15 protein-coding genes and 1 pseudogene are annotated in these 22420 nt (G+C 70.5%); 7 read left to right on the plus strand and 9 right to left on the minus strand.

Annotation, left to right across the window (positions count from 1 at the left end; genetic code table 11):
* Positions 1-334 precede the first annotated feature (334 nt).
* Entirely contained in the window at positions 335-1564 is a 1230-nt protein-coding gene (mshC, locus tag ABZ823_RS07590) for a cysteine--1-D-myo-inosityl 2-amino-2-deoxy-alpha-D-glucopyranoside ligase (RefSeq protein ID WP_361655080.1), read from the plus strand.
* Between the two features lie 120 nt (positions 1565-1684).
* Here mshC and ABZ823_RS07595 read toward each other — a convergent pair whose 3' ends face one another.
* The 7 genes and pseudogenes from ABZ823_RS07595 to ABZ823_RS07625 all read right to left on the minus strand — a co-directional run bounded on the left by ABZ823_RS07595 (position 1685) and on the right by ABZ823_RS07625 (position 9301).
* Positions 1685-2659 (minus strand): PAC2 family protein, encoded by a 975-nt coding sequence (locus tag ABZ823_RS07595; protein WP_361655083.1) that lies wholly within the window; start codon positions 2657-2659, stop codon positions 1685-1687.
* Between the two features lie 177 nt (positions 2660-2836).
* Positions 2837-3508, minus strand: coding sequence for a FadR/GntR family transcriptional regulator (locus ABZ823_RS07600; RefSeq protein ID WP_361655085.1), 672 nt, complete (start codon positions 3506-3508; stop codon positions 2837-2839).
* A 260-nt stretch (positions 3509-3768) separates the two neighbouring features.
* Positions 3769-3978: pseudogene (locus ABZ823_RS07605) on the minus strand (purine-nucleoside phosphorylase); the annotation flags it as partial.
* A 64-nt stretch (positions 3979-4042) separates the two neighbouring features.
* On the minus strand, positions 4043-5650 hold the full coding sequence (locus tag ABZ823_RS07610) for a glycerol-3-phosphate dehydrogenase/oxidase (protein WP_361655088.1): 1608 nt from the start codon (positions 5648-5650) through the stop codon (positions 4043-4045).
* A gap of 6 nt (positions 5651-5656) precedes the next feature.
* Positions 5657-7195, minus strand: coding sequence for a glycerol kinase GlpK (gene glpK, locus ABZ823_RS07615; RefSeq protein ID WP_361655091.1), 1539 nt, complete (start codon positions 7193-7195; stop codon positions 5657-5659).
* A gap of 109 nt (positions 7196-7304) precedes the next feature.
* Positions 7305-8093: an MIP/aquaporin family protein gene (locus ABZ823_RS07620; protein ID WP_361655093.1), complete on the minus strand. Its 789-nt coding sequence runs from the start codon at positions 8091-8093 to the stop codon at positions 7305-7307.
* Positions 8094-8536: 443 nt separating this feature from the next.
* Positions 8537-9301, minus strand: a complete 765-nt coding sequence (locus ABZ823_RS07625; protein WP_361655096.1) for an IclR family transcriptional regulator — start codon at positions 9299-9301, stop codon at positions 8537-8539.
* Between the two features lie 266 nt (positions 9302-9567).
* Here ABZ823_RS07625 and metH point away from each other — a divergent pair, with 266 nt between their 5' ends.
* The 4 genes from metH (at position 9568) to ABZ823_RS07645 (ending at position 17789) form a co-directional block, all read left to right on the plus strand.
* Complete coding sequence (gene metH, locus ABZ823_RS07630) at positions 9568-13092, plus strand: methionine synthase (protein ID WP_361655098.1); 3525 nt, start codon at positions 9568-9570, stop codon at positions 13090-13092.
* A 252-nt stretch (positions 13093-13344) separates the two neighbouring features.
* The gene (locus tag ABZ823_RS07635) at positions 13345-14046 is read left to right on the plus strand and encodes an HAD family phosphatase (protein WP_361655101.1); all 702 of its coding nucleotides are present in this window, start codon (positions 13345-13347) and stop codon (positions 14044-14046) included.
* A 417-nt stretch (positions 14047-14463) separates the two neighbouring features.
* Positions 14464-16068: an ABC transporter substrate-binding protein gene (locus ABZ823_RS07640; RefSeq protein ID WP_361655103.1), complete on the plus strand. Its 1605-nt coding sequence runs from the start codon at positions 14464-14466 to the stop codon at positions 16066-16068.
* 137 nt (positions 16069-16205) lie between these two features.
* Positions 16206-17789, plus strand: a complete 1584-nt coding sequence (locus tag ABZ823_RS07645; protein WP_361655106.1) for an ABC transporter substrate-binding protein — start codon at positions 16206-16208, stop codon at positions 17787-17789.
* Between the two features lie 42 nt (positions 17790-17831).
* Here the strand turns inward: ABZ823_RS07645 and ABZ823_RS07650 are convergent, their stop codons facing one another.
* Both ABZ823_RS07650 and ABZ823_RS07655 read right to left on the minus strand, forming a co-directional pair.
* Entirely contained in the window at positions 17832-18503 is a 672-nt protein-coding gene (locus ABZ823_RS07650; RefSeq protein WP_234518887.1) for a response regulator transcription factor, read from the minus strand.
* Between the two features lie 14 nt (positions 18504-18517).
* Complete coding sequence (locus ABZ823_RS07655; protein ID WP_361655109.1) at positions 18518-19462, minus strand: RecB family exonuclease; 945 nt, start codon at positions 19460-19462, stop codon at positions 18518-18520.
* Positions 19463-19680: 218 nt separating this feature from the next.
* Here ABZ823_RS07655 and ABZ823_RS07660 point away from each other — a divergent pair, with 218 nt between their 5' ends.
* Both ABZ823_RS07660 and ABZ823_RS07665 read left to right on the plus strand, forming a co-directional pair.
* Positions 19681-21375 (plus strand): site-2 protease family protein, encoded by a 1695-nt coding sequence (locus ABZ823_RS07660; protein ID WP_361655112.1) that lies wholly within the window; start codon positions 19681-19683, stop codon positions 21373-21375.
* A gap of 54 nt (positions 21376-21429) precedes the next feature.
* Entirely contained in the window at positions 21430-22332 is a 903-nt protein-coding gene (locus tag ABZ823_RS07665; protein WP_361655115.1) for a tRNA (adenine-N1)-methyltransferase, read from the plus strand.
* Positions 22333-22420: the final 88 nt, after the last annotated feature.

The following is a 22420-nucleotide window of genomic DNA, read 5'->3' on the forward strand; positions in this document are numbered from 1 at the left end:
CGTGCACGGGACCTTGAGGCGTGGCGTACGGCGCCCGCCCCGGGCGAGGCGGCACCGGCCGCCTGGCGCGAGGCGGCGCACATCGGCCGTCCGGGGTGAGGCGGCACCGGCCGCCCGGCGCGAGGCGGCGCACATCGGCCGTCCGGGGTGAGGCGGCACCGGCCGCCCGGCGCGAGGCGGCGCACATCGGCCGTCCGGGGTGAGGCGGCGTACGCCGGCCACGGGGGCGAGCCACGGGGCCTGCACATCGCCGGGTTTCCCGCAAGAGGGCCTTCCCGGCCATCCGGCCCGGTCCGGTTCGTATGGCGAACTTCGGGCCGGTTACGCTCATGACATGCATGCCTGGCCCGCTTCCGAGGTCCCCGCCCTGCCTGGTCAGGGCCGCGACCTGAGGATCCACGACACCGCGACCGGCGGCCTCGTCACCCTCGACCCCGGTCCCGTCGCCCGTATCTACGTCTGCGGCATCACCCCGTACGACGCGACCCACATGGGTCATGCGGCGACCTACAACGCGTTCGACCTCGTCCAGCGCGTGTGGCTGGACACCAAGCGGCAGGTTCACTACGTCCAGAACGTCACCGACGTCGACGACCCCCTCCTGGAGCGCGCCGAGCGCGACGGCGTCGACTGGGCCGCCCTCGCCGAGCGGGAGACCGCACTGTTCCGCGAGGACATGACCGCGCTGCGGATGCTTCCCCCGCAGCACTACATAGGCGCGGTCGAGGCGATACCCGGGATCGTGCCGCTCGTCGAACGGCTGCGCGACCTCGGCGCCGCCTACGAACTCGAGGGGGACATCTACTTCTCCGTCGAGTCCGACCCCCACTTCGGCGAGGTGTCCCGGCTGGACGCCGCCGCCATGCGCCTGCTGTCCGCGGAGCGCGGCGGCGACCCGGACCGTCAGGGCAAGAAGAACCCGCTCGACCCGATGCTGTGGATGGCCGCCCGTGACGGCGAGCCCAGCTGGGACGGCGGATCGCTCGGGCGGGGGCGCCCCGGCTGGCACATCGAGTGCGTGGCCATCGCGCTGGACCACCTGGGCATGGGCTTCGACGTGCAGGGCGGCGGCTCCGACCTCGCCTTCCCGCACCACGAGATGGGTGCCTCGCACGCCCAGGTGCTGACCGGCGAGTTCCCGATGGCCAAGGCGTACGTCCACGCCGGCATGGTGGCGCTGGACGGCGAGAAGATGTCCAAGTCCAAGGGCAACCTGGTCTTCGTATCCCGGCTCCGCCGGGACGGCGTCGATCCGGGGGCCATCCGGCTCGCGCTGCACTCCCACCACTACCGGGCCGACTGGGAGTGGACCGACCAGGTGCTCCAGGATGCCGTGGCACGGCTCGACCGCTGGCGCGCCGCCGTCTCCCGGCCCGACGGACCGCCCGCCGAGGCCCTCGTCGAGGAGATCCGCGACGCCCTCGCGAACGACCTGGACGCCCCGGCCGCGCTCGCCGCGGTCGACCGCTGGACCGCCCTCCAGGAGGAGACCGGGGGCACGGACCCGGGCGCGCCCGGCGTGGTCTCGCGTGCCGTGGACGCGCTGCTCGGCGTGGCCCTCTGACCACGCCCCGGACACAAGGAGCGGCGCCGGTCCGGTCGTCACGACCGGACCGGCGCCGCTCCTCGTCTTTGTGCAGGCCGACGGACTCAACCGCCACCACGCCTGCCCGGCGACCGCCCGTCAGTCCTCCGTGGAGTCCTCGTCCTCGCCGCCGCCCGTCCGCGGCGGCTTCGGCGGGCGGGGACGGCCGCCGGGGGTGTCCCGCCGGTAGGAGCCGTCGCCGCCCTCCGCCGTGGCGTGCCCGCCGGGCGGGCTGACGTCCCGTCGGCGCAGATACCGCTCGAACTCCCGGGCGATCGCCTCGCCCGAGGCCTCCGGCAACTCGGCGGTGTCCCGGGCCTCCTCCAGCGTCTGGACGTACTCGGCGACCTCGCTGTCCTCCGCCGCCAGCTGGTCCACGCCGAGCTGCCAGGCTCGCGCGTCCTCCGGCAGCTCGCCCAGCGGGATGCGCAGGTCGAGCAGGTCCTCCAGACGGTTGAGCAGGGCCAGCGTGGCCTTCGGGTTCGGCGGCTGGGAGACGTAGTGCGGGACCGCCGCCCACAGCGAGACGGCCGGGACGCCCGCGTGCGCGCACGCCTCCTGGAGGACACCCACGATGCCCGTGGGGCCCTCGTACTTGGTCTCCTCCAGGTCCATCCGGCGGGCCAGGTCCGAGTCGGACGTGGTGCCGCTGATGGGGACCGGACGCGTGTGCGGGGTGTCGCCGAGCAGGGCGCCCAGGATGACCACCAGCTCCACGCCCAGTTCGTGGGCGAAGCCCAACAGCTCGTTGCAGAACGAGCGCCAGCGCATCGACGGCTCGATGCCGCGGACCAGGACCAGGTCGCGGGGTTTCTCGCCGCCGACGCGGACCACCGACAGACGGGTCGTGGGCCAGGTGATCTTGCGAACCCCGGACTCCATGAACACGGTGGGGCGGTTCACCTGGAAGTCGTAGTAGTCCTCGGCGTCCAGCGCCGCGAACACCTCGCCCTTCCACTCCCTGTCCAGATGCGCGACCGCGGTGGAAGCGGCGTCGCCGGCATCGTTCCAGCCCTCGAACGCGGCCACCATGACCGGGTCGATCAGCTCGGGAACCCCCTCGAGCTCGATCACCCAGCGCCTCCTTCCGACGTGCCCTCGCGTACGTCCCAACCTTACGGCGTGCGGCAGGGACGGCCGCAGCCCCCTTGCACGGGGGAGTGAACGGATGACTGCCCCGTAAGGAGCCCTCGGACACCCATGATCGTCATCCCGGCCGAGTCGCCCCTGGCTGATCCGCACCCGGAGGGATCACAGCGTCGAGCGCAGCCACTGCTCGACGGACGCGATATGCACGGTCGCCCAGGAGCGGGCCGCCTCCGCGTCCCGGTCGCTCAGGGCGCCCAGGATCGCCCGGTGTTCGTGCAGCGTCCGGCTGACCGCGTCCTCCTGGGTGAGGCCGCGCCAGATCCGGGCCCGCGTGGTGGGCCCGGACAGCCCGTCGAGCAGCGAACACAGCACCGAGTTGCCGGAGCTCTGCACGATGCCCCGGTGGAACTCCAGGTCGCAGGCGACCAGTTCCTCCACAGACGGCTCGGGGCCCAGCTTGTCCAACTGGGCGGTGAGCGCGTCCAGTTGCTGCTCACTGATCAGGGAGGCCGCCATGGCCGTCGCGGCCGGCTCCAGGATGCGGCGCACCGCGAGGAACTCCAGCACGGTGTCGTGGCGGTGGAAGTCCACCACGAAGCTCAGCGCCTCCAGCAGCAGCTGGGGGTCGAGACTCGTCACATACGTGCCGTCGCCCTGCCGCACGTCCAGGATGCGGATCAGCGACAGGGCCCGCACGGCCTCCCGCAGGGAGTTGCGGGACAGTCCGAGTTCGGCGGCCAGCTCGCTCTCCTTGGGCAGGCGGTCGCCGGGGCGCAGTGCGCCGGAGACGATCATTCCCTTGATTTTCTCGATCGCCTCATCGGTGACTGCCATGACGGGCCCCTGTCGCTGAGACATCCGATGTATCGGCTCATTATGGGGGGCCAGTGGGCTGAACGGGGGAGGGAGCGATGCCGCAGCGGGAGACAGTGCGCCCACGAGCAGGGACCGCGTCGCGCCGGGGACACGTATGCGGCCGTGGAGGCCGCCGCAGGGTCCCGGGGCCGGCCAGGTCGGCGGGGTGCGCGAGCAGGGACGCCGCCGTGCACCGGCGGACCGACGCGCTCACTCATGCCGTGGGCTCCCCGGCCAGGCAGCCGCAGCACCTCCAGGGAGACGACCGCGCCGCACTCCACACCCCGGGCCACCGCCGCGCGGTGCGGGTCGTAGCCGCCCGTGGGGAACGACGCGTCCTCGTCGACCAGTTCCTCGGCGTCGAACCCGTCCACCACGAGCACGCCGCCCGCCACGAGCCCGCGCAGCGACGCGGTCACCACCAGCGCGGACCGTTCCATCTCGATCGCAGGTGCGGCGGCGCACACCAAAGGGGCGGCTCCGTGCGGGAAGCCGCCCCTTGTCGTGGCGGACCTACTTCTTGTCGAGGAGGTCCTGCACCTTGCCGCGCACCTCGTCCGTGGCCAGGCCGCGGATCGTCAGGGTGGTGCGGCGGCGCAGCACGTCGTCCGCCGTCTCGGCCCACTCGTGGTCCCGGGCGTAGACGACCTGCGCCCAGATCTCCGGCGCGTCCGGGTGGACGCGCTCGCCCAGCTCCGGGTTGTCGTTGGCGAGCCGCGCGATGTCGAAGGCCAGCGAGCCGTAGTGGGTCGCCAGGTGCTTGGCGGTGTCCGGCGCCATCCGGGGGCCGGGCGCGGGACCGTCGACGACCAGCCGGTGGGCGACCGCCCGCGGGTTGGCGATGCCCGGCAGGGGCAGCTTCTTCGGCAGCGTCGAGATCGGCTCGAAGTCGTCGCCGAGCGGACGGCCCGGCAGGGACTCCAGCTTCTGCATGACCGTACGGCCGATGTGCCGGAAGGTGGTCCACTTGCCGCCCGCGACGGACAGCATGCCGCCCTTGCCCTCCGTGACGACGGTCTCTCGCTTGGCCTTGGCGGTGTCGCCGGGGCCGCCGGGCAGTACCCGCAGACCGGCGAAGGAATAGGTGATCAGCTCACGCCGCAGCTGCTGGTCGCGGACCGAGAAGGCGGCCTCGTCGAGGATCTGGGCGATGTCCTTCTCGTTCACCCCGACCTCGGCCGGATCGCCCTCGTACTCCTCGTCCGTGGTGCCGAGCAGCAGCATGTCCTCCCACGGGAGGGCGAAGGTGATGCGGTACTTGTCGATCGGCGTCGCGAGCGCCGCCTTCCAGGGGGAGGTGCGCTTGAGGACCAGGTGCACACCCTTGGACAGGCGTATGGAGGGCGCCGCCTTCGGGTCCTCCATACGGCGCAGGTGGTCGACCCACGGGCCCGTCGCGTTCAGCACCAGGCGCGCGTCGACACCGAAATCGTCCCCGGAGAGCCGGTCCCTCAGCTCGGCACCGGTGACCCGGCCCCGGGTGAAGCGCAGGCCGGTGACCTCCGCGTGGTTCAGCACGACGGCGCCCGCCTCGACGGCCGCGCGGACCGTCATCATCGCCATGCGCGCGTCGTTCATCTGGTCGTCGCCGTACACGGCCACGGCCTTGAGGTTCTCGGTGCGAAGCTCCGGAACGTCCTGGTGCGCCTTGGCCGGCGACAGCAGGTGGCCCACGCCGTCACCGAAGGCCGACAGCGCGGAGTAGGCGAAGACGCCCGCCCCGAGCTTCGCCGCGCCGTGCGGCCCGCCCTTGTACACGGGCAGGTAGAACGTGAGCGGGTTCGCCAGGTGAGGGGCCACCTGACGGGAGACCGCACGGCGCTCGAAGTGGTTCTCCGCCACGAGCTTCACCGCACCGGTCTGCAGGTAGCGCAGTCCGCCGTGGAGCAGCTTGGAGGAGGCCGAGGAGGTGGCGCCGGCGAAGTCGCCGGCGTCCACCAGTGCCACCCGCAGGCCCGACTGTGCGGCATGCCAGGCCGTGGAGATGCCCAGGATTCCGCCGCCGATCACCAGGAGGTCGTAGGTCGCCTTGGACAGCTGCTCCCGGGTCTCGGCGCGGCTCGGGTTGGAGCCGTAGGCCGGGTGGGTGCCCAGAGCCGGGACACTCTGCAGGGTGGTCATCGCGAATTACTCCTCGTGTTCGATCCAGCCCATGGTCCGCTCGACGGCCTTGAGCCAGTTCTTGTACTCACGGTCGCGGGTCTCCGCGTCCATGTGGGGCGTCCACTCGGCGGCCCGGCGCCAGTTGGCGCGCAGGTCGTCGGTGTTGGTCCAGAAGCCGACGGCGAGACCGGCGGCGTAGGCGGCGCCGAGGCAGGTGGTCTCGGCGACCATCGGGCGCACCACCGGCGCGTCCAGGACGTCCGAGAGCGTCTGCATCAGCAGGTTGTTGGAGGTCATGCCGCCGTCGACCTTCAGGGTCGACAGCTCGACGCCCGAGTCCTTGGTCATGGCGTCGGCGATCTCGCGGGTCTGCCAGGCGGTGGCCTCCAGGACCGCGCGCGCCAGGTGCGCCTTGGTGACGTACCGGGTCAGGCCGGCGATCACACCGCGGGCGTCGGAGCGCCAGTACGGGGCGAACAGACCGGAGAAGGCCGGTACGAAGTAGGCGCCGCCGTTGTCCTCGACCGTCAGCGCGAGGGTCTCGATCTCGGCGGCGGTGGAGATCAGGCCCATCTGGTCGCGCATCCACTGCACCAGGGAGCCGGTGACGGCGATCGAGCCCTCCAGGGCGTAGACCGGCTTCTGCTCGCCGATCTGGTATCCGACGGTCGTCAGCAGGCCCGAGTAGGAGTTGATGATCTTGTCACCGGTGTTCATCACCATGAAGGTGCCGGTGCCGTAGGTGGACTTGGTCTCGCCCTCGGAGAAGCAGGTCTGGCCGAACAGGGCCGCCTGCTGGTCGCCGAGCGCGGAGGCCACGGGGATGCCGCCGAGCAGCTCGCCGAGGCGCCCGCCGGTGATCTCGCCGTAGACCTCGGCGGAGGAGCGGATCTCCGGCAGCATCGCGAGCGGGACGCCGATCGAGTCGGCGATCTTCTCGTCCCACTGCATGGTGTGCAGGTTCATCAGCAGGGTGCGGGAGGCGTTGGTGACGTCGGTGACGTGGCGCCCGCCGTTGACACCGCCGGTCAGGTTCCAGATGACCCAGGTGTCCATGGTGCCGAAGAGGATGTCCCCGGCCTCGGCGCGCTCGCGCAGCCCCTCGACGTTGTCGAGCAGCCAGCGGGCCTTGGGGCCGGCGAAGTACGAGGCGAGCGGAAGGCCGGTCTGGCGGCGGAAGCGGTCCTGGCCGACGTTGCGGCCGAGCTCCTTGCAGAGCGCGTCGGTGCGGGTGTCCTGCCAGACGATCGCGTTGTGGACGGGCTCGCCCGTGTTCTTGTCCCACAGCACGGTGGTCTCGCGCTGGTTGGTGATGCCGATGGCCTTGATGTCGTCACGGGTGATGCCGGCCTTCTCGATGGCTCCGGCGACGACGTCCTGGACGTTGGTCCAGATCTCGGTGGCGTTGTGCTCGACCCAGCCCGGCTTCGGGAAGATCTGGTCGTGCTCCTTCTGGTCGACGGAGACGATGCGGCCGTCCCGGTCGAAGACGATGCAGCGCGAAGAGGTCGTGCCCTGGTCGATTGCGGCGATGAACGGGCCGGCGGTGTGTGCGTCGGTCACGGTGTGCTCCTGGGATTCCACGGATATGAGGGGCGGTCTTTACGGCGCGGTGCTGAGAGGCGAGGCGAGATGTCCGGAAAGGCGAGATGTCCGGAGAGGCTCAGTCTTCTCAGGCGAAGGCGACGTTGTATATGCCTGCTGCGATCGCGCCGCCGATCAGTGGACCGACGACCGGGATCCAGGCGTAGCCCCAGTCGGAGCCGCCCTTGTTGGGCAGAGGGAGCAAGGCGTGCACGATGCGCGGACCGAGGTCACGGGCCGGGTTGATCGCGTAGCCGGTGGGGCCGCCCAGGGAGAGACCGATCGAGACCACCACCAGCGCGGTGATCAGGGCGCCCAGGGTGCCGAGGCCGTTGCCCTTGTCGTTGAGGCCCTGGGTGAGGACCGCGAGCACCAGCACGACCGTGCCGATGATCTCCGTGGCGAGGTTCATCACCGCGTTCCGGATCTCGGGACCGGTGGAGAAGACGCCGAGCACGGGGCCGGCCTGGGCTTCCTGCGCCTCCACGGCCTTGGTGTCCTGCGCCCCCGGACCGCCGACGATCTCTCTGTCGGTGAGGTGGGCGTGGAACTGGCCGTAGTAGGCGACCCAGACCAGGGCGGCGCCGATCATCGCGCCGAGCAACTGGCCGGCCCAGTAGACCGGGACGTTGCTCCAGTCGCCGTCCTTGATGGCGAGCGCGAGCGTCACGGCCGGGTTGAGGTGGGCGCCGGAGAGGGGCGCCGAGGTGTAGACCGCCGTCAGAACGGCGAAGCCCCACCCGAAGGTGATGGCAAGCCAGCCGGCGTTGCGGGCCTTGGAGGCCTTCAGCGAGACGGCGGCGACCACGCCGCCTCCGAGCAGGATGAGTATGGCGGTACCGATGGTCTCGCCGATGAAGATGTCGGAGCTGGACACCCGCGACTCCTTTGTCCTTCGTCCAGGGGGGAAGGCGAACCCCGGGTCCCTCCGGTGGTCCGCGCCCTCAGGGGTGAGAGCGATGTCGGCCCGTGGCGTTGTCACACTCTAACGCTTATTGCCGGTAGTTGTTCGACAATGCCGACCGATGGACGGGAGTCTCGCTTCCGGTTCGCCGCACGTCAAGGGTCCTGTTATCGAATGCACGATCGTTATTGATCGCGGTGAGTTATCGATCTTGGGAGAGGTGCGCCTAGCGTGCGACCAGGTGCGTGTCGCGGTCGCGGCGAGTGGCGAAGCGATGCCGGGAGGGGTCGTCGCACGCTTGACGGCCATGCGTCACCCGTCGCTGGAGTGGGGCGCGCGTCCCCCGGGCGCGCGAAAGGGCCGGTACGTCCTGGACTGGCCTCGGGATCCTCGGTCAGAGGGAGGCGGCCGAGGACTCAGAACCGCCCGGCGCCCAGGTCCCGCGACACCGCGCGGGCACAGTCGCGGACTGCCGCGATCAGCTCGGGACGCAGCTCGCCGCCCTGGCACACCCGTTCCACGGCGCCGGTGATCCCCACCGCGCCCACCGGCATCCGCCGCCGGTCGTGGATGGGCGCCGCCACCGAGGCCACCCCGGTCCATGTCTCCTCGACGTCGGCCGCGTACCCCCGGGCCCGGGTCAGGTCCAACAGGTGCTCGAAGTCGTCCAGCTCGCACACCGTGCGGTCGGTGAACGCCTTCCGGTCGTTGTCCAGCACCTCGCTGTGCGCCACCGGGTCGTACGCCGACAGCACCTTGCCGAGGGCCGTGGAGTGCAGGGGCTGCATGGCCCCGATCTCCAGGACCTGCCGGCTGTCGTCGGGACGGAAGACGTGGTGCACGATGAGCACACCCTGCTGGTGCAGCACCCCCAGATAGACGCTCTCCCCGCTGGCCCGGGCCAGGTCGTCCGTCCACACAAGGGCGCGCGCCCGCAACTCGTGCACATCGAGATAGGTGGTCCCGAGGCGCAGCAGCTCGGCCCCCAGCTGATAGCGGCCAGAGGCCGCGTCCTGCTCGACGAAACCCTCCTGCTGCAATGTGCGGAGTATGCCGTGGGCCGTGCCCTTGGCGAGGCCCAGTGACGAGGCGATGTCCGACAGGCCGAGCCGTCGCTCGCCGCCCCCCAGCAGCCGCAGCATCGCGGCCGCCCGTTCGAGCGACTGGATGTTCCGTGCCATCGCCGTCCTGCCTCCGTCCTTGGACCGTCGCCGACCGTCGTATACCACCGTTCGGCAATGCCGAACACTACCGGTCGTTACCGACCTCTCGCCAATGGGTGGTCGCCATCCGTTCCACGGGAGTCCCCACGGGGGTCACACGGAGCACGCCCGTCCGCCCCGTGGACGCCTCTGACCGTACGGCCCGCCGGGGGCTACCCTTGCCGCGTGCGCCTTCCATGGGAAGCGCAAAGCCGACAGCCGTCGCACTCCAGGGAGCATCTTCCATGGCCTCGTTGCCGAATCCGTCCCTTTCGTCCGCCTCCGCCGACCGCCGGACCCGAACCGAAGCCCTCCGGGAAGCCCTTGCCACCCGAGTCGTGGTGGCCGACGGGGCGATGGGCACGATGCTTCAGGCCCAGGACCCGACCCTGGAGGACTTCGAGGGCCTCGAAGGCTGCAACGAGATCCTCAACCTCACCCGCGCCGACATCGTCCGCTCCGTCCACGAGGCGTACTTCGCGGTGGGCGTCGACTGCGTCGAGACCAACACCTTCGGGGCCAACCACGCGGCCATGGCCGAGTACGAGATCGCAGACCGCGTGTACGAGCTGTCCGAGGCGGGTGCCGGGATCGCCCGCGAGGTCGCCGACACGTTCACCGCGGACGACGGCCGGCAGCGGTGGGTGCTGGGCTCTATCGGTCCCGGCACCAAACTGCCCACTCTCGGCCACGTCCCCTACACCACGATCCGCGACGGTTTCCAGGCCAATGCGGAGGGCCTGCTCGCCGGCGGTGCCGACGCGCTGATCGTCGAGACCACGCAGGATCTGCTTCAGACCAAGGCGTCGGTGCTGGGTGCCCGACGTGCCATGGAGGCCACCGGCATCGAGGTGCCGCTGTTGTGTTCGATGGCCTTCGAGACCACCGGGACGATGTTGCTCGGTTCCGAGATCGGTGCGGCGCTGACCGCGCTGGAACCCCTCGGTATCGACATGATCGGTCTGAACTGCTCCACCGGCCCCGCGGAGATGAGCGAGCACCTGCGCTATCTCACGCGGCACTCACGCATCCCGCTGCTGTGCATGCCGAACGCCGGTCTGCCGGTGCTCACCAAGGACGGCGCGCACTTCCCGCTCGGCCCCGAGGGCCTGGCCGACGCCCAGGAGAACTTCGTCCGCGATTACGGACTCTCCCTGGTCGGCGGCTGCTGCGGTACGACGCCGGAGCATCTGCGCCAGGTTGTCGAGCGGGTCCGCGGGCTCGCCCCCGTCGAGCGCAGCCCGCGTCCCGAGCCGGGCGCCGCGTCCCTGTACCAGTCGGTGCCGTTCCGTCAGGACACCTCCTATCTGGCCATCGGGGAGCGCACCAACGCCAACGGCTCCAGGAAGTTCCGTGAGGCCATGCTTCAGGGCCGCTGGGACGACTGTGTGGAGATGGCCCGGGAGCAGATCCGCGAGGGCGCCCACATGCTCGACCTGTGCGTGGACTACGTGGGCCGGGACGGTGTCGCCGACATGGAGGAGCTGGCCGGCCGTTTCGCCACCGCCTCCACCCTGCCGATCGTGCTGGACTCCACCGAGGTCGACGTCATCCGGGCGGGCCTGGAGAAGCTCGGCGGCCGGGCCGTCATCAACTCGGTCAACTACGAGGACGGCGACGGCCCCGAGTCCCGCTTCGCGAAGGTCACCCGGCTCGCCAAGGAGCACGGCGCCGCCCTCATCGCGTTGACCATCGACGAGGAGGGCCAGGCCCGCACCCCTCAGAAGAAGGTCGAGATCGCCGAGCGGCTGATCGCCGACCTGAGCGGCAACTGGGGCATCCGGGAGGAGGACATCCTCATCGACACCCTGACCTTCACCATCTGTACCGGTCAGGAGGAGTCCCGTAAGGACGGCATCGCCACCATCGAGGCGATCCGTGAGCTGAAGAGGCGCCACCCCGACGTGCAGACCACGCTGGGTCTGTCGAACATCTCCTTCGGCCTCAACCCGGCCGCCCGCATCCTGCTCAACTCGGTCTTCCTGCACGAGTGCGTCAAGGCGGGCCTGGACTCGGCCATCGTGCACGCCTCGAAGATCCTGCCGATCGCGCGCTTCGACGAGGAGCAGGTCACCACGGCCCTGGACCTGATCTACGACCGCCGCACCGAGGACTACGACCCGCTGCAGAAGCTGATGGCGCTGTTCGAGGGCGCCACCGCCAAGTCCCTGAAGGCTGGCAAGGTCGAGGAACTGGCCGCGCTGCCGCTGGAGGAACGCCTCAAGCGGCGCATCATCGACGGCGAGAAGAACGGCCTGGAAGCCGACCTCGACGAGGCCCTCACCACCCGCACGGCCCTCGACATCGTCAACGAGACGCTCCTGGACGGGATGAAGGTCGTCGGTGAGCTCTTCGGCTCCGGCCAGATGCAGCTGCCGTTCGTGCTCCAGTCCGCCGAGGTCATGAAGTCCGCCGTCGCCTACCTCGAACCGCACATGGAGAAGTCGGACGCCGAGGGCAAGGGCACGATCGTGCTGGCGACCGTGCGCGGCGACGTCCACGACATCGGCAAGAACCTCGTCGACATCATCCTGTCCAACAACGGCTACAACGTCGTCAACCTCGGTATCAAGCAGCCGGTTTCGGCGATCCTGGAGGCCGCCGAGGAGCACCGGGCCGACGTCATCGGCATGTCCGGGCTGCTGGTCAAGTCCACGGTGATCATGAAGGAGAACCTGGAGGAGCTCAACCAGCGGGGACTGGCCGCCGCCTACCCGGTCATCCTCGGCGGTGCGGCACTCACCCGAGCCTATGTGGAACAGGACCTTCACGAGCTGTACGAGGGTGAGGTCCGCTACGCCCGCGACGCCTTCGAGGGCCTGCGCCTGATGGACGCGCTCATCGGGGTCAAGCGGGGCGTGCCCGGTGCCAGGCTGCCCGAGCTGAGGCAGCGCCGGGTGCGGGCCGCCACCGCGGAGATCGAGGAGCGGCCCGAGGAGGGGCATGTCCGCTCCGACGTCGCCACCGACAACCCCGTGCCCGCCCCGCCGTTCTGGGGCACCCGGATCGTCAAGGGCATCCCGCTCAAGGAGTACGCGTCCTGGCTGGACGAGGGCGCGCTCTTCAAGGGCCAGTGGGGCCTGAAGCAGGCCCGCACCGGTGAGGGACCGACGTACGACGAACTCGTCGAGACCGAGGGCCGGCCCCGGCTGCGCGGACTGCTCGACCGGCTCCAGACGGAGAACCTGCTGGAAGCCGCCGTCGTCTACGGCTACTTCCCGTGCGTGTCCAAGGACGACGACCTGATCGTCCTCGACGAGGCGGGCAACGAGCGCACCCGGTTCACCTTCCCGCGCCAGCGCCGCGGCCGCCGGCTGTGCCTGGCCGACTTCTTCCGCCCCGAGGAGTCCGGCGAACAGGACGTGGTGGGCTTCCAGGTCGTCACCGTCGGCTCCCGGATCGGCGAGGAGACCGGGCGCCTGTTCGAGTCGAACTCCTACCGCGACTACCTGGAACTGCACGGCCTGTCCGTGCAGTTGGCGGAGGCGCTCGCGGAGTACTGGCACGCGCGGGTGCGCGCCGAACTCGGCTTCGCCGGCGAGGACCCGGCCGACATCGAAGACATGTTCGCCCTCAAGTACCGCGGCGCCCGCTTCTCGCTCGGTTACGGTGCCTGCCCCGACCTGGAGGACCGCGCCAAGATCGCCCAGCTCCTCGAGCCGGAGCGGATCGGCGTCCACCTCTCCGAGGAGTTCCAGCTGCACCCGGAGCAGTCCACGGACGCGATCGTGATCCACCACCCGGAGGCCAAGTACTTCAACGCCCGATAGCACCCTCGGGCCGGACCGACCCCGCGAGCGCCCGCCCCGCGGGACCGGTCCCGCCGTACAGCCCCGCGCCCCGCCGCCCCCGAGCGGCAGGGTGCGGGGCTGCGGCGTTCCAGACCACCGGCGCCCGCGTGGGCGCGGCGGCCCGGCCCTGCCACGCGTTTTCCCCGCGGGCGTCGTACACTGGTCGGTCCACCGCAGGCCGGTTCCCCGTCCGGGAACCGGCCTGGTCGTCCCTTGAAGGAGGTACGCCGGATGACCACAACGGTCCCCGCGCTCGGAACCCGTACGGCCGAAGGCTCAGCCCTCCAGGCCGTGCTTCTCGACATGGATGGCACCCTGGTGGACACCGAGGGATTCTGGTGGGACGTCGAGGTGGAGGTCTTCGCCTCCCTCGGCCACGCCCTCGACGATTCCTGGCGCCATGTCGTGGTCGGAGGTCCCATGACACGCAGCGCGGGCTTCCTGATCGAGGCCACCGGCGCCGACATCACCCTCGACGAGCTCAGCGTGCTGCTCAACGACGGGTTCGAGAACCGTATCGACCGCAGACTGCCCCTGATGCCCGGCGCCGCCCGGCTGCTGGCCGAACTGGCGGCGCACGAGATCCCCACCGCCCTGGTCTCCGCTTCGCACCGGCGCATCATCGACCGGGTCCTGGCCTCGATCGGCCCCCAGTACTTCACCCTCACCGTCGCCGGGGACGAGGTGCCGCGCACCAAGCCGTTCCCGGACCCGTACCTGCTGGCGGCCTCCGGCCTCGACGCGGACCCCGCCCGGTGCGCGGTCATCGAGGACACCGCCACCGGTGTCGCCGCCGCCGAGGCAGCCGGCTGCCGGGTGGTCGCCGTGCCGTCGGTCGCGCCCATCGCCCCCGCCGCCGGCCGGACCGTAGTGACCTCTCTCGAAGAGGTCGACCTGCCATTTCTCCGGCGTTTGATGACGGAAATGCGCTGAGCGTTCACCCAGCGTGCATCCCGAATGGATGAAATACCGTCGGCTGTCCCGGCGAATGAATTAATACTCGCTGCCCCGTGGAATTCCGGTGTACGCAACGGGACTTGCGGCTGTGACGTTCGCCACGCATAAGGGGGTCGACAGTGCGGGCGGAGTGTGCTGAGCCCCCCCGGTCGGGGGGTTCAGGCGCGACCTTGTGTCCCGATTGGTGGAACGCTGCACGAATCCTTCCCTGAGCGGTTTTTCGGTGCGTCCGCAAGCGGTTTCACAGCGTGATGGGAACTCAACTCCGCTGGCGGTGAGCCCTCGTGCGGGCGCGGACTAATCTCATCGCGAGAACATCGCCACATCCCGTGATCCCTCGCACCACCCATTCTTGACGGGTACACGGATCCAACAGCCTGGAGAAACTCGAGCATGAACCGCAAGACTTTGGTGCTGCCGGCCGTCGTCGGCCTGCTCGCCCCCGTCCTCGCTGCCTGCGGCGGGTCCGACAGCGGGGGCAAGAGCGGTGACGCCATCGTCGTCGGGACCACCGACGGGTTCACCGCCTCCAGTGACGCGCCCGCGCCCGTCGACCCGGCGTACGCGTACGACGTCGGCAGCTGGAACATCCTCCGTCAGACCGTGCAGACCCTGATGGTCCAGCCCCGCGGCGACGGCGAGCCCGAGCCCGAGGCCGCCGAGAGCTGCGGCTTCACCGACACCGGCAACGAGCGCTACGCCTGCAAGCTGCGCAGCGGCCTGAAGTTCGCCAACGGGGACAAGGTGACCGCGGCCGACGTCAAGTTCTCCATCGACCGGGCCCTCTCGCTCGAGGCCGACAGCGGTGTCTTCGCGCTGCTGTCCACCATCGACACCGTCGAGACGCAGGGCGAAAACGAAGTCATCTTCCATCTGAAGACCGCGGACGCCACCTTCCCGTTCAAGCTGTCGACGCCGGTCGCCGGCATCGTCAGTCCCAAGAACTACGAGAAGGGCAAGCTCCGCGACGGCTTCCAGATCGACGGCTCCGGCCCGTACACCATGCAGGCCGAGGTCCAGAACAACCAGCTGGTCAAGGCCACGTTCACCAAGAACCCCACGTACAAGGGCCTGCTGAAGCCCAAGAACGACAAGGTGGTTCTGGAGTCCTTCAAGGACGCCGACAGCATGGGCACCGCCCTCGACAAGGGCGACATCGACGTCATGACCCGCACGATGTCCCCGGAGCAGATCCGCAAGCTCCAGAACGACGCCACCGGCAACATCAACCTCGTGGAGATGCCGGGCCTCGAAATCCGCTACCTGGGCTTCAACACCGACGCCACCACGGTCAAGTCCAAGGCCGTCCGCCAGGCCATGGCCCAGGTCATCGACCGCAGCGCCCTCGTCTCCAAGGTGTACGGCACCCAGGCCCAGGCCCTGTACTCGCTGGTCCCGGCCACCATCACCGGCCACACCAACGCGTTCTTCAACAAGTACAGCGACCCGAGTGTGGCCAAGGCCCGCACGGTGCTGAACAAGGCGAACATCACCACCCCGGTGAAGCTGACGCTGCACTACACGACCGACCACTACGGTTCGGCCACCGCCAAGGAATTCGAGGTGCTCAAGGAGCAGCTCAACGCCAGCGGGCTGTTCGACGTCAGCGTCCAGGGCACCCCCTGGGACAAGTTCCGCCCGGCCGAGAAGAAGGGCCAGTACGACGTCTACGGCATGGGCTGGTTCCCGGACTTCCCGGACGCCGACAACTACCTCGCGCCGTTCCTCGACAAGGACAACACCCTCGGCTCGCCGTACGACAACTCCCAGATCCGCAACGACCTGATCCCGCAGTCCCGGCGTGAGGCCGACCGTCTCACCGCGTCGAGGAGCCTCACCGACATCCAGGACATCGTCGCCGACGACGTGCCGATCCTGCCGCTGTGGCAGGGCAAGCAGTACGTCGCCACCCGGGACGACATCACGGGCAGCGAGTACGCGATGAACTCCTCCTCCACGCTCCAGCTGTGGGAGCTCGGCCGAGGTGTGGGCGGCTGACCCCACCCGTCCCAGCGAACCCCCGGGCCGCCCGGCCCGGGGGCCGTTGGCATGCCCGCGATACCATCCGGAGGCTCCCGCATGGCCGGGCCCCACCATGAGCCGGCCCACAAGAACCGAAGGCAAGGCACATACACGTGAACCTGCGCAATCAGTGGCCGGTCCTGACCGTGGCAACGGGGCTGGCCGTCGGCCTGCTCGCCGGATGCGGCTCCCCGACCGGCGACTCCTCGGGCACCGGCTCCTCCGTCACCATGGGGATGTCCGACGACGTCCTGGCCACGGACCCGGCCTCCGGCTACGACCCGGGCTCCTGGCTGCTGTTCAACAACGTCTTCCAGTCCCTGCTGAGCTTTCCCAAGGGGGGTACCGAACCGGAGCCGGAGGCGGCCCAGCAGTGCTCGTTCACCGACACGGAGACCAAGGTCTACTCGTGCACGCTCAAGGACGGACTGAAGTTCAGCAACGGTGACCCGCTCACCTCCAAGGACGTCAAGTTCTCCTTCGACCGCATGCTGAGGATCAACGACTCCGCCGGCCCGGCCATCATGTTCCCGATGCTCGGCTCGGTGGAGGCCCCGGACGCGAAGACGGTCGTCTTCCGGCTCAAGTACGCCGACGCGACCTTCCCCAGCAAGATAGCCTCCGGCGCCGGCGCGATCGTGGACCACACGGCCTACCCCGCGGACGCCCTGCGCAAGGACGGCAAGGCGGTCGGCTCCGGCCCCTACACGCTCGACTCCTTCGACAAGGACAAGGCCGTCCTGTCCGTCAACGCCGCCTACCGGGGCAGCGCGAAGGTGCGCAACTCCGGTGTCACCGTGCGGTTCTTCCACGGCGACCAGTCGGCCCTGAAGAACGCCCTGCTGAACCGCGGGATCGACCTCGCCTACCGCGGTCTGGCCGCGGACGACATCGCCGACATCGACAACGACACATCGACCGGCAAGGGCATCGAGGTCGTCGAAGGCTCCAGCGCGGAGGTCCAGCACCTCGTCTTCAACATGGACGACCCGGTGGCCGGCAGGCTCGCCGTCCGCAAGGCCATCGCCTACCTCCTCGACCGGGACGCCCTCGTCAGCAAGGTCTACAACGACACCGCGAGCCCGCTCTACTCGATCATCCCGGCCGGTATCACCGGCCACCAGACGTCCTTCTTCGACGCCTACGGCGCCCGTCCCTCAAGGCCCCGGGCGGCGGCCGCGCTGCGCGCCGAAGGCATCACCGGCAAGGTACGGCTCACCCTCTGGTCGACCCCGTCGCGCTACGGCCCCGCCACCGACGAGGAGCTGAAGATCATCGCCCAACAACTCAGCGCCAGCGGGTTGTTCGAGGCGACCGTCAAGTCCGTCCCCTTCGGTCAGTACGAGAAGGACATCGCCGCCGGCAAGTACGGCGTGTACGTCAAGGGCTGGGTGCCGGACTACCCCGACCCCGACAACTTCACCGCCCCGTTCTTCGGCACGGGCAACGTCCTGGACAACCACTACGTCAATCACACGATCACCGGCGACCTCATCCCCAAGACGGCCGCCGAGAGCGACCGTTCGGCGACCGACGACGCCTACGGCAGGCTCCAGGACATCGTCGCCAAGGACGTCCCCGTCATCCCCGTGTGGCAGGCCAAGCAGTACGCCGTCGCACGGGACGACGTCTACGGCCTCGAATACTGCCTCGACGCCTCGACCGTCTTCCGGTTCTGGGAGATCAGCAAGGGCTGAGCCGGACCGTACGAGCGCGGGCCCGTGCCGCCATGGCCGCGACTACTGCGCGCCCGGGCGCACCAGCCCGCTCTCGTACGCGTACACCGCGGCCTGTACCCGGTCCCGCAGCCCCAGTTTCGTCAGCACATGACCGACGTGCGTCTTGACCGTGGTCTCGCTGACGAAGAGGTCCGCGGCGATCTCGGCGTTGGACAGACCGCGCGCCACCAGCTTCAGCACCTCCACCTCGCGCTCGGTCAGGGTGTGCAGCGTGTCCGGAACCGGCTCGTCCCCGGACGGCAGATGTCCCGCGTACTTGTCGAGGAGGCGGCGCGTGATGCTCGGAGCGAGCATCGCCTCACCCGCCGCGACCACGCGGATCGCCTGCACCAGCTCGTCGGCGGGAGCGTCCTTGAGGAGGAAGCCGCTTGCACCGGCGCGCAACGCCTCCACCACGTACTCGTCCAGATCGAAGGTGGTCAGCACCAGCACCTTCGCCGGGCCGTCCCGGCCGGGCCCGGTGATCTGCCGGGTCGCCTCCACCCCGTCCATCCGCGGCATGCGGATGTCCATCAGCACCACATCGGGCTGGAGGGCACGCACCTGGTCGAGCGCCTGGAGGCCGTCTCCGGCCTCGCCGACGACCGCGATGTCCGGCTCGGCCTCCAGGATCATCCGGAAGCCCGTGCGCAGCAACGGCTGGTCGTCGACCAGTAGGACGCGGATGGCCACGTAAGTCTCCTTCGCTAGTCCGGCCCCATTCTGCCCTGCTCGACGCCACCCGCCTCCGGCACCCGGCCCGCCGGCGACGGCACTTGCGCGGCGGAGCCCCCGCCGCCGGCTCGCACCGGCAGCGGGTACGGCGGGGGAGTACCGCCGAACTCCGGGCAGACGGTCTGGTGGTCGCACCAGCCGCACAGCTTGGTGCGGCGCGGCCGCCAGTCGCCCGTCTCCGTCGCCAGCCGGATCGCCTCCCACAGGGCGAGGAGCTTGCGCTCGACACGCTCCAGATCGGCGAGCACCGGGTCGTACGTCAACACGTCGCCACTGCCGAGATAGACGAGCTGCAACCGCCGGGGGACCATCCCCTTCAGCCGCCACACCACCAGGGCGTAGAACTTCATCTGGAACAGCGCGCCCTCGGCATACTCGGGGCGGGGTGCCTTGCCCGTCTTGTAGTCGACGATCCGCACCTCGCCCGTCGGCGCGACGTCGACGCGGTCGATGATCCCGCGCAGCCTCAGCCCGGAATCCAGCTCCGCCTCCACGAACAGCTCCCGCTCCGCGGGCTCCAGGCGGGTCGGGTCCTCCAGCGTGAACCAGCGCTCGACCAGCTGCTCCGCCTCGCCCAGCCAGCGCGCCAGCCGCTCACCGTCCGGATCGTCCGCGAACAGCTCCGTGACCTCCGGCCTGGTCTCCCGCAGCCGGTCCCACTGCCCCGGGATGAGGGACTTGGCCCGCGGCGCGGTCCGCTCCACCGCCGGCGCGTCGAACAGCCGCTCGAGCACCGCATGCACCAGCGTGCCCCGGGTCGCGGCCTCGCTCGGCTTCTCGGGCAGTTTGTCGATCACCCGGAAGCGGTAGAGAAGCGGACACTGCATGAAGTCGCCGGCGCGCGAGGGCGACAGCGACTCCGGAGGCGCGGCGGCCACGGCGGACGGCCGGGCGGAGCCGTCGGTGCTGGTATCCATGCCCACAGACGATACGGCCCGCCACTGACAGTGACCCAGCCGCGCCCGGGCGAACCCGGTGCGTTCCGGCACCGGCGTACCCGAGCGGTCCGTGCTGCCGAGGGGCAAACAGAGGGGGTGCCGGGGCGGAACACGACGCGACGGCCGAATACCATCGACCCAGACCCTCCCACCCGGCACGACCGGGGCCGGGGAGACGCTTCGATCGAGGGGACATCGTGGACGAGAGCGGCGGGAGCGGACAGCCGCGCCCCGGCAACGGCGGGGCCACCGGCCGCGAGGCAGCCCCCGCGGCACGGCCCGCCGACGCCGCACACCCCGAAGAGGGCCGCGCCCCCTCGGCGGCCGAGCCGGCCCCGCCGGAGGAGGCGACCCGCGAGCAGGCCGCGCAGACCCCGGCCGACGGCGAACCACCGACGGCCGCGGACCACGGGGCCACCCGCTCCGCCCAGGCGGAGGGCGACCACACCGAACCCGTTTCCGCGGGGCACCCCGCGCCGCAGTCGGCACCGGACCACTCCGACGGCCGAACGGCCCCCCGGCCGGCCTCCCCCGACACCCCCGAGCCGGCCTCCCCCGACACCCCCGAGCCTGCCTCCCCGGACACCCCGGGGCCCGCCTCCCCGGACACCGAGGACTCCACGGCCACACCGCCCCCCGCCCCCGGCTTCGCCCTGTCCCGCCCCGGCGACGACCCGGACGCCCGCAGCCACGCCCACACCGCAAGCGACGGCAAGGGGCGCCCCCCACGACGCCCCAGGGAATCCGGCGGCGGCATCCTCATGGGGCGGCCGTTCGGCGTTCCCGTCTACGTCGCCCCCAGCTGGTTCCTCGTCGCCGCCCTGATCACCTGGGTGTTCGGCGGCCAGCTCGACCGCGTGCTGCCCCAGCTCGGCGCCGCCCGCTACCTCGTCTCCCTCTTCTTCGCCGTCGCCTTCTACGCCTCCGTCCTCGTCCACGAACTCGCCCACACGGTCGCCGCCCTCCGCTTCGGACTGCCGGTGCGCCGCATCCAGCTCCAGTTCTTCGGAGGCGTCTCCGAGATCGAGAAGGAGGCCGAGACCCCGGGCCGGGAATTCGTCCTGGCGTTCGTGGGCCCCCTGCTCTCCCTCGTCCTCGCCGGGATCTTCTACCTCGCCATGCAGCCCGTCCAGCCCGGCACCGTCCCCGGCGTCCTGCTGGCCGGCCTGATGATCTCCAACCTCATCGTGGCCGCCTTCAACCTGCTCCCCGGCCTCCCCCTCGACGGCGGCCGCATGCTGCGCGCCGTCGTCTGGAAGATCACCGGCAGGCCGATGAGCGGCACCGTCGCCGCCGCATGGGTCGGCCGCGCCCTCGCCATCTCGGTCCTGATCGGCCTGCCACTGCTCACCCAGTCCGGCGCCCTCGGCACCACCGCCGAGGACAACGTCGGCATGGACACCGTCACCGACGCCCTGCTCGCCGCCATCCTCGCGGCCATCATCTGGACCGGTGCCGGCAACAGCCTCCGCGTGGCCCGACTGCGCGAACACCTGCCTGAGCTGCGCGCCCGCACCCTCACCCGCCGCGCGGTCCCCGTCGAGACCGACACCTCGCTGTCCGAGGCCCTGCGCCGCGCCAACGCCGCCGGCGCCCGCGCCCTGGTCGTCGTCGACGGCCACGGCCGACCCCTCTCGCTCGTCCGCGAGTCCGCCATCGTCGGCGTACCCGAACACCGCCGTCCCTGGGTGTCCGCCAGCGAACTCGCCCAGGAGCTGACCGACGGCATGCGCGTCTCCGCGGAACTCGCAGGCGAAGACCTGCTGGACACCCTGCGCGCCAACCCCGCCACCGAGTACCTCGTCGTCGAGGAGAACGGCGAGATCTACGGCGTCCTGTCCGCCGCCGACGTCGAGCGCGCCTTCGTGAAGGCCATGGCCCGCCCCAGCTGAGGCCCGGCCCCCGGCGTGGTCGGCGGCCCCCGTGACGACCGGTAGGCTGGTCACATGTCCGAACCGACCGGTGCCGCCCGCCGTCGCGGGCCCTTCAAGGTCGGGGACCAGGTACAGCTGACCGACCCCAAGGGCCGCCACTACACGTTCACGCTCGAAGCCGGGAAGAACTTCCACACCCACAAGGGTTCCTTCCCGCACGACGAACTGATCGGCGCACCCGAGGGCAGCGTTGTCCGCACCACCGGGAACGTCGCCTACCTCGCGCTGCGCCCCCTGCTCCCCGACTACGTCCTGTCCATGCCCCGCGGGGCAGCCGTCGTCTACCCCAAGGACGCGGGGCAGATCCTCGCCTTCGCCGACATCTTCCCCGGCGCCCGCGTCGTGGAGGCCGGCGTCGGCTCCGGCTCGCTCAGCAGCTTCCTGCTGCGCGCCATCGGCGACCAGGGCACGCTTCACAGCTACGAGCGCCGCGCCGACTTCGCCGAGATCGCGCAGGCCAACGTCGAACGCTACTTCGGCGGCCCCCACCCCGCCTGGCAGCTCACCGTCGGCGACCTCCAGGACAACCTGAGCGACACCGACGTAGACCGCGTCATCCTCGACATGCTCGCCCCCTGGGAGTGCCTGGAGGCCGTCTCCAAGGCACTCGTCCCCGGTGGCATCCTGTGCTGCTACGTCGCCACCACCACCCAGCTGGCCCGGACCGTCGAGTCCATCCGCGAGATCGGCTGCTTCAACGAGCCGACCGCCTGGGAGACGATGATCCGCAACTGGCACATCGAAGGCCTGGCCGTCCGCCCCGACCACCGGATGATCGGCCACACCGGCTTCCTTCTCACCGCCCGCCGCCTCGCCGATGGCGTCGAGCCGCCCATGCGGCGCCGCCGCCCCGCCAAGGGCGCCTACGGCGAGGACTACGCCGGCCCCAACGCGGACGGCGGCGCCGGCCGCTGAGCCGACTCCGCACCCAGCCAACGCACGAGCGCCGTGGCCGAGTTCCCGCACCCCCGCGGAACTCGACCACGGCGCTCGCCCGTTGAGG

Origin of the sequence: Streptomyces sp. NPDC047079, assembly GCF_040643755.1 — a bacterium.
Taxonomy (GTDB): Bacteria; Actinomycetota; Actinomycetes; order Streptomycetales; family Streptomycetaceae; genus Streptomyces.

Bases quoted from the DNA above. Each gene is read 5' to 3' on its own strand.
- ABZ823_RS07640 (WP_361655103.1), top strand. From the start codon at position 14,464: ATGAACCGCAAGACTTTGGTGCTGCCGGCCGTCGTCGGCCTGCTCGCC.
- ABZ823_RS07625 (WP_361655096.1), bottom strand. From the start codon at position 9,301: ATGGCACGGAACATCCAGTCGCTCGAACGGGCGGCCGCGATGCTGCGG.
- ABZ823_RS07610 (WP_361655088.1), bottom strand. From the start codon at position 5,650: ATGACCACCCTGCAGAGTGTCCCGGCTCTGGGCACCCACCCGGCCTAC.
- metH (WP_361655098.1), top strand. From the start codon at position 9,568: ATGGCCTCGTTGCCGAATCCGTCCCTTTCGTCCGCCTCCGCCGACCGC.
- ABZ823_RS07600 (WP_361655085.1), bottom strand. From the start codon at position 3,508: ATGGCAGTCACCGATGAGGCGATCGAGAAAATCAAGGGAATGATCGTC.
- ABZ823_RS07665 (WP_361655115.1), top strand. From the start codon at position 21,430: ATGTCCGAACCGACCGGTGCCGCCCGCCGTCGCGGGCCCTTCAAGGTC.
- ABZ823_RS07655 (WP_361655109.1), bottom strand. From the start codon at position 19,462: ATGGATACCAGCACCGACGGCTCCGCCCGGCCGTCCGCCGTGGCCGCC.
- ABZ823_RS07635 (WP_361655101.1), top strand. From the start codon at position 13,345: ATGACCACAACGGTCCCCGCGCTCGGAACCCGTACGGCCGAAGGCTCA.
- mshC (WP_361655080.1), top strand. From the start codon at position 335: ATGCATGCCTGGCCCGCTTCCGAGGTCCCCGCCCTGCCTGGTCAGGGC.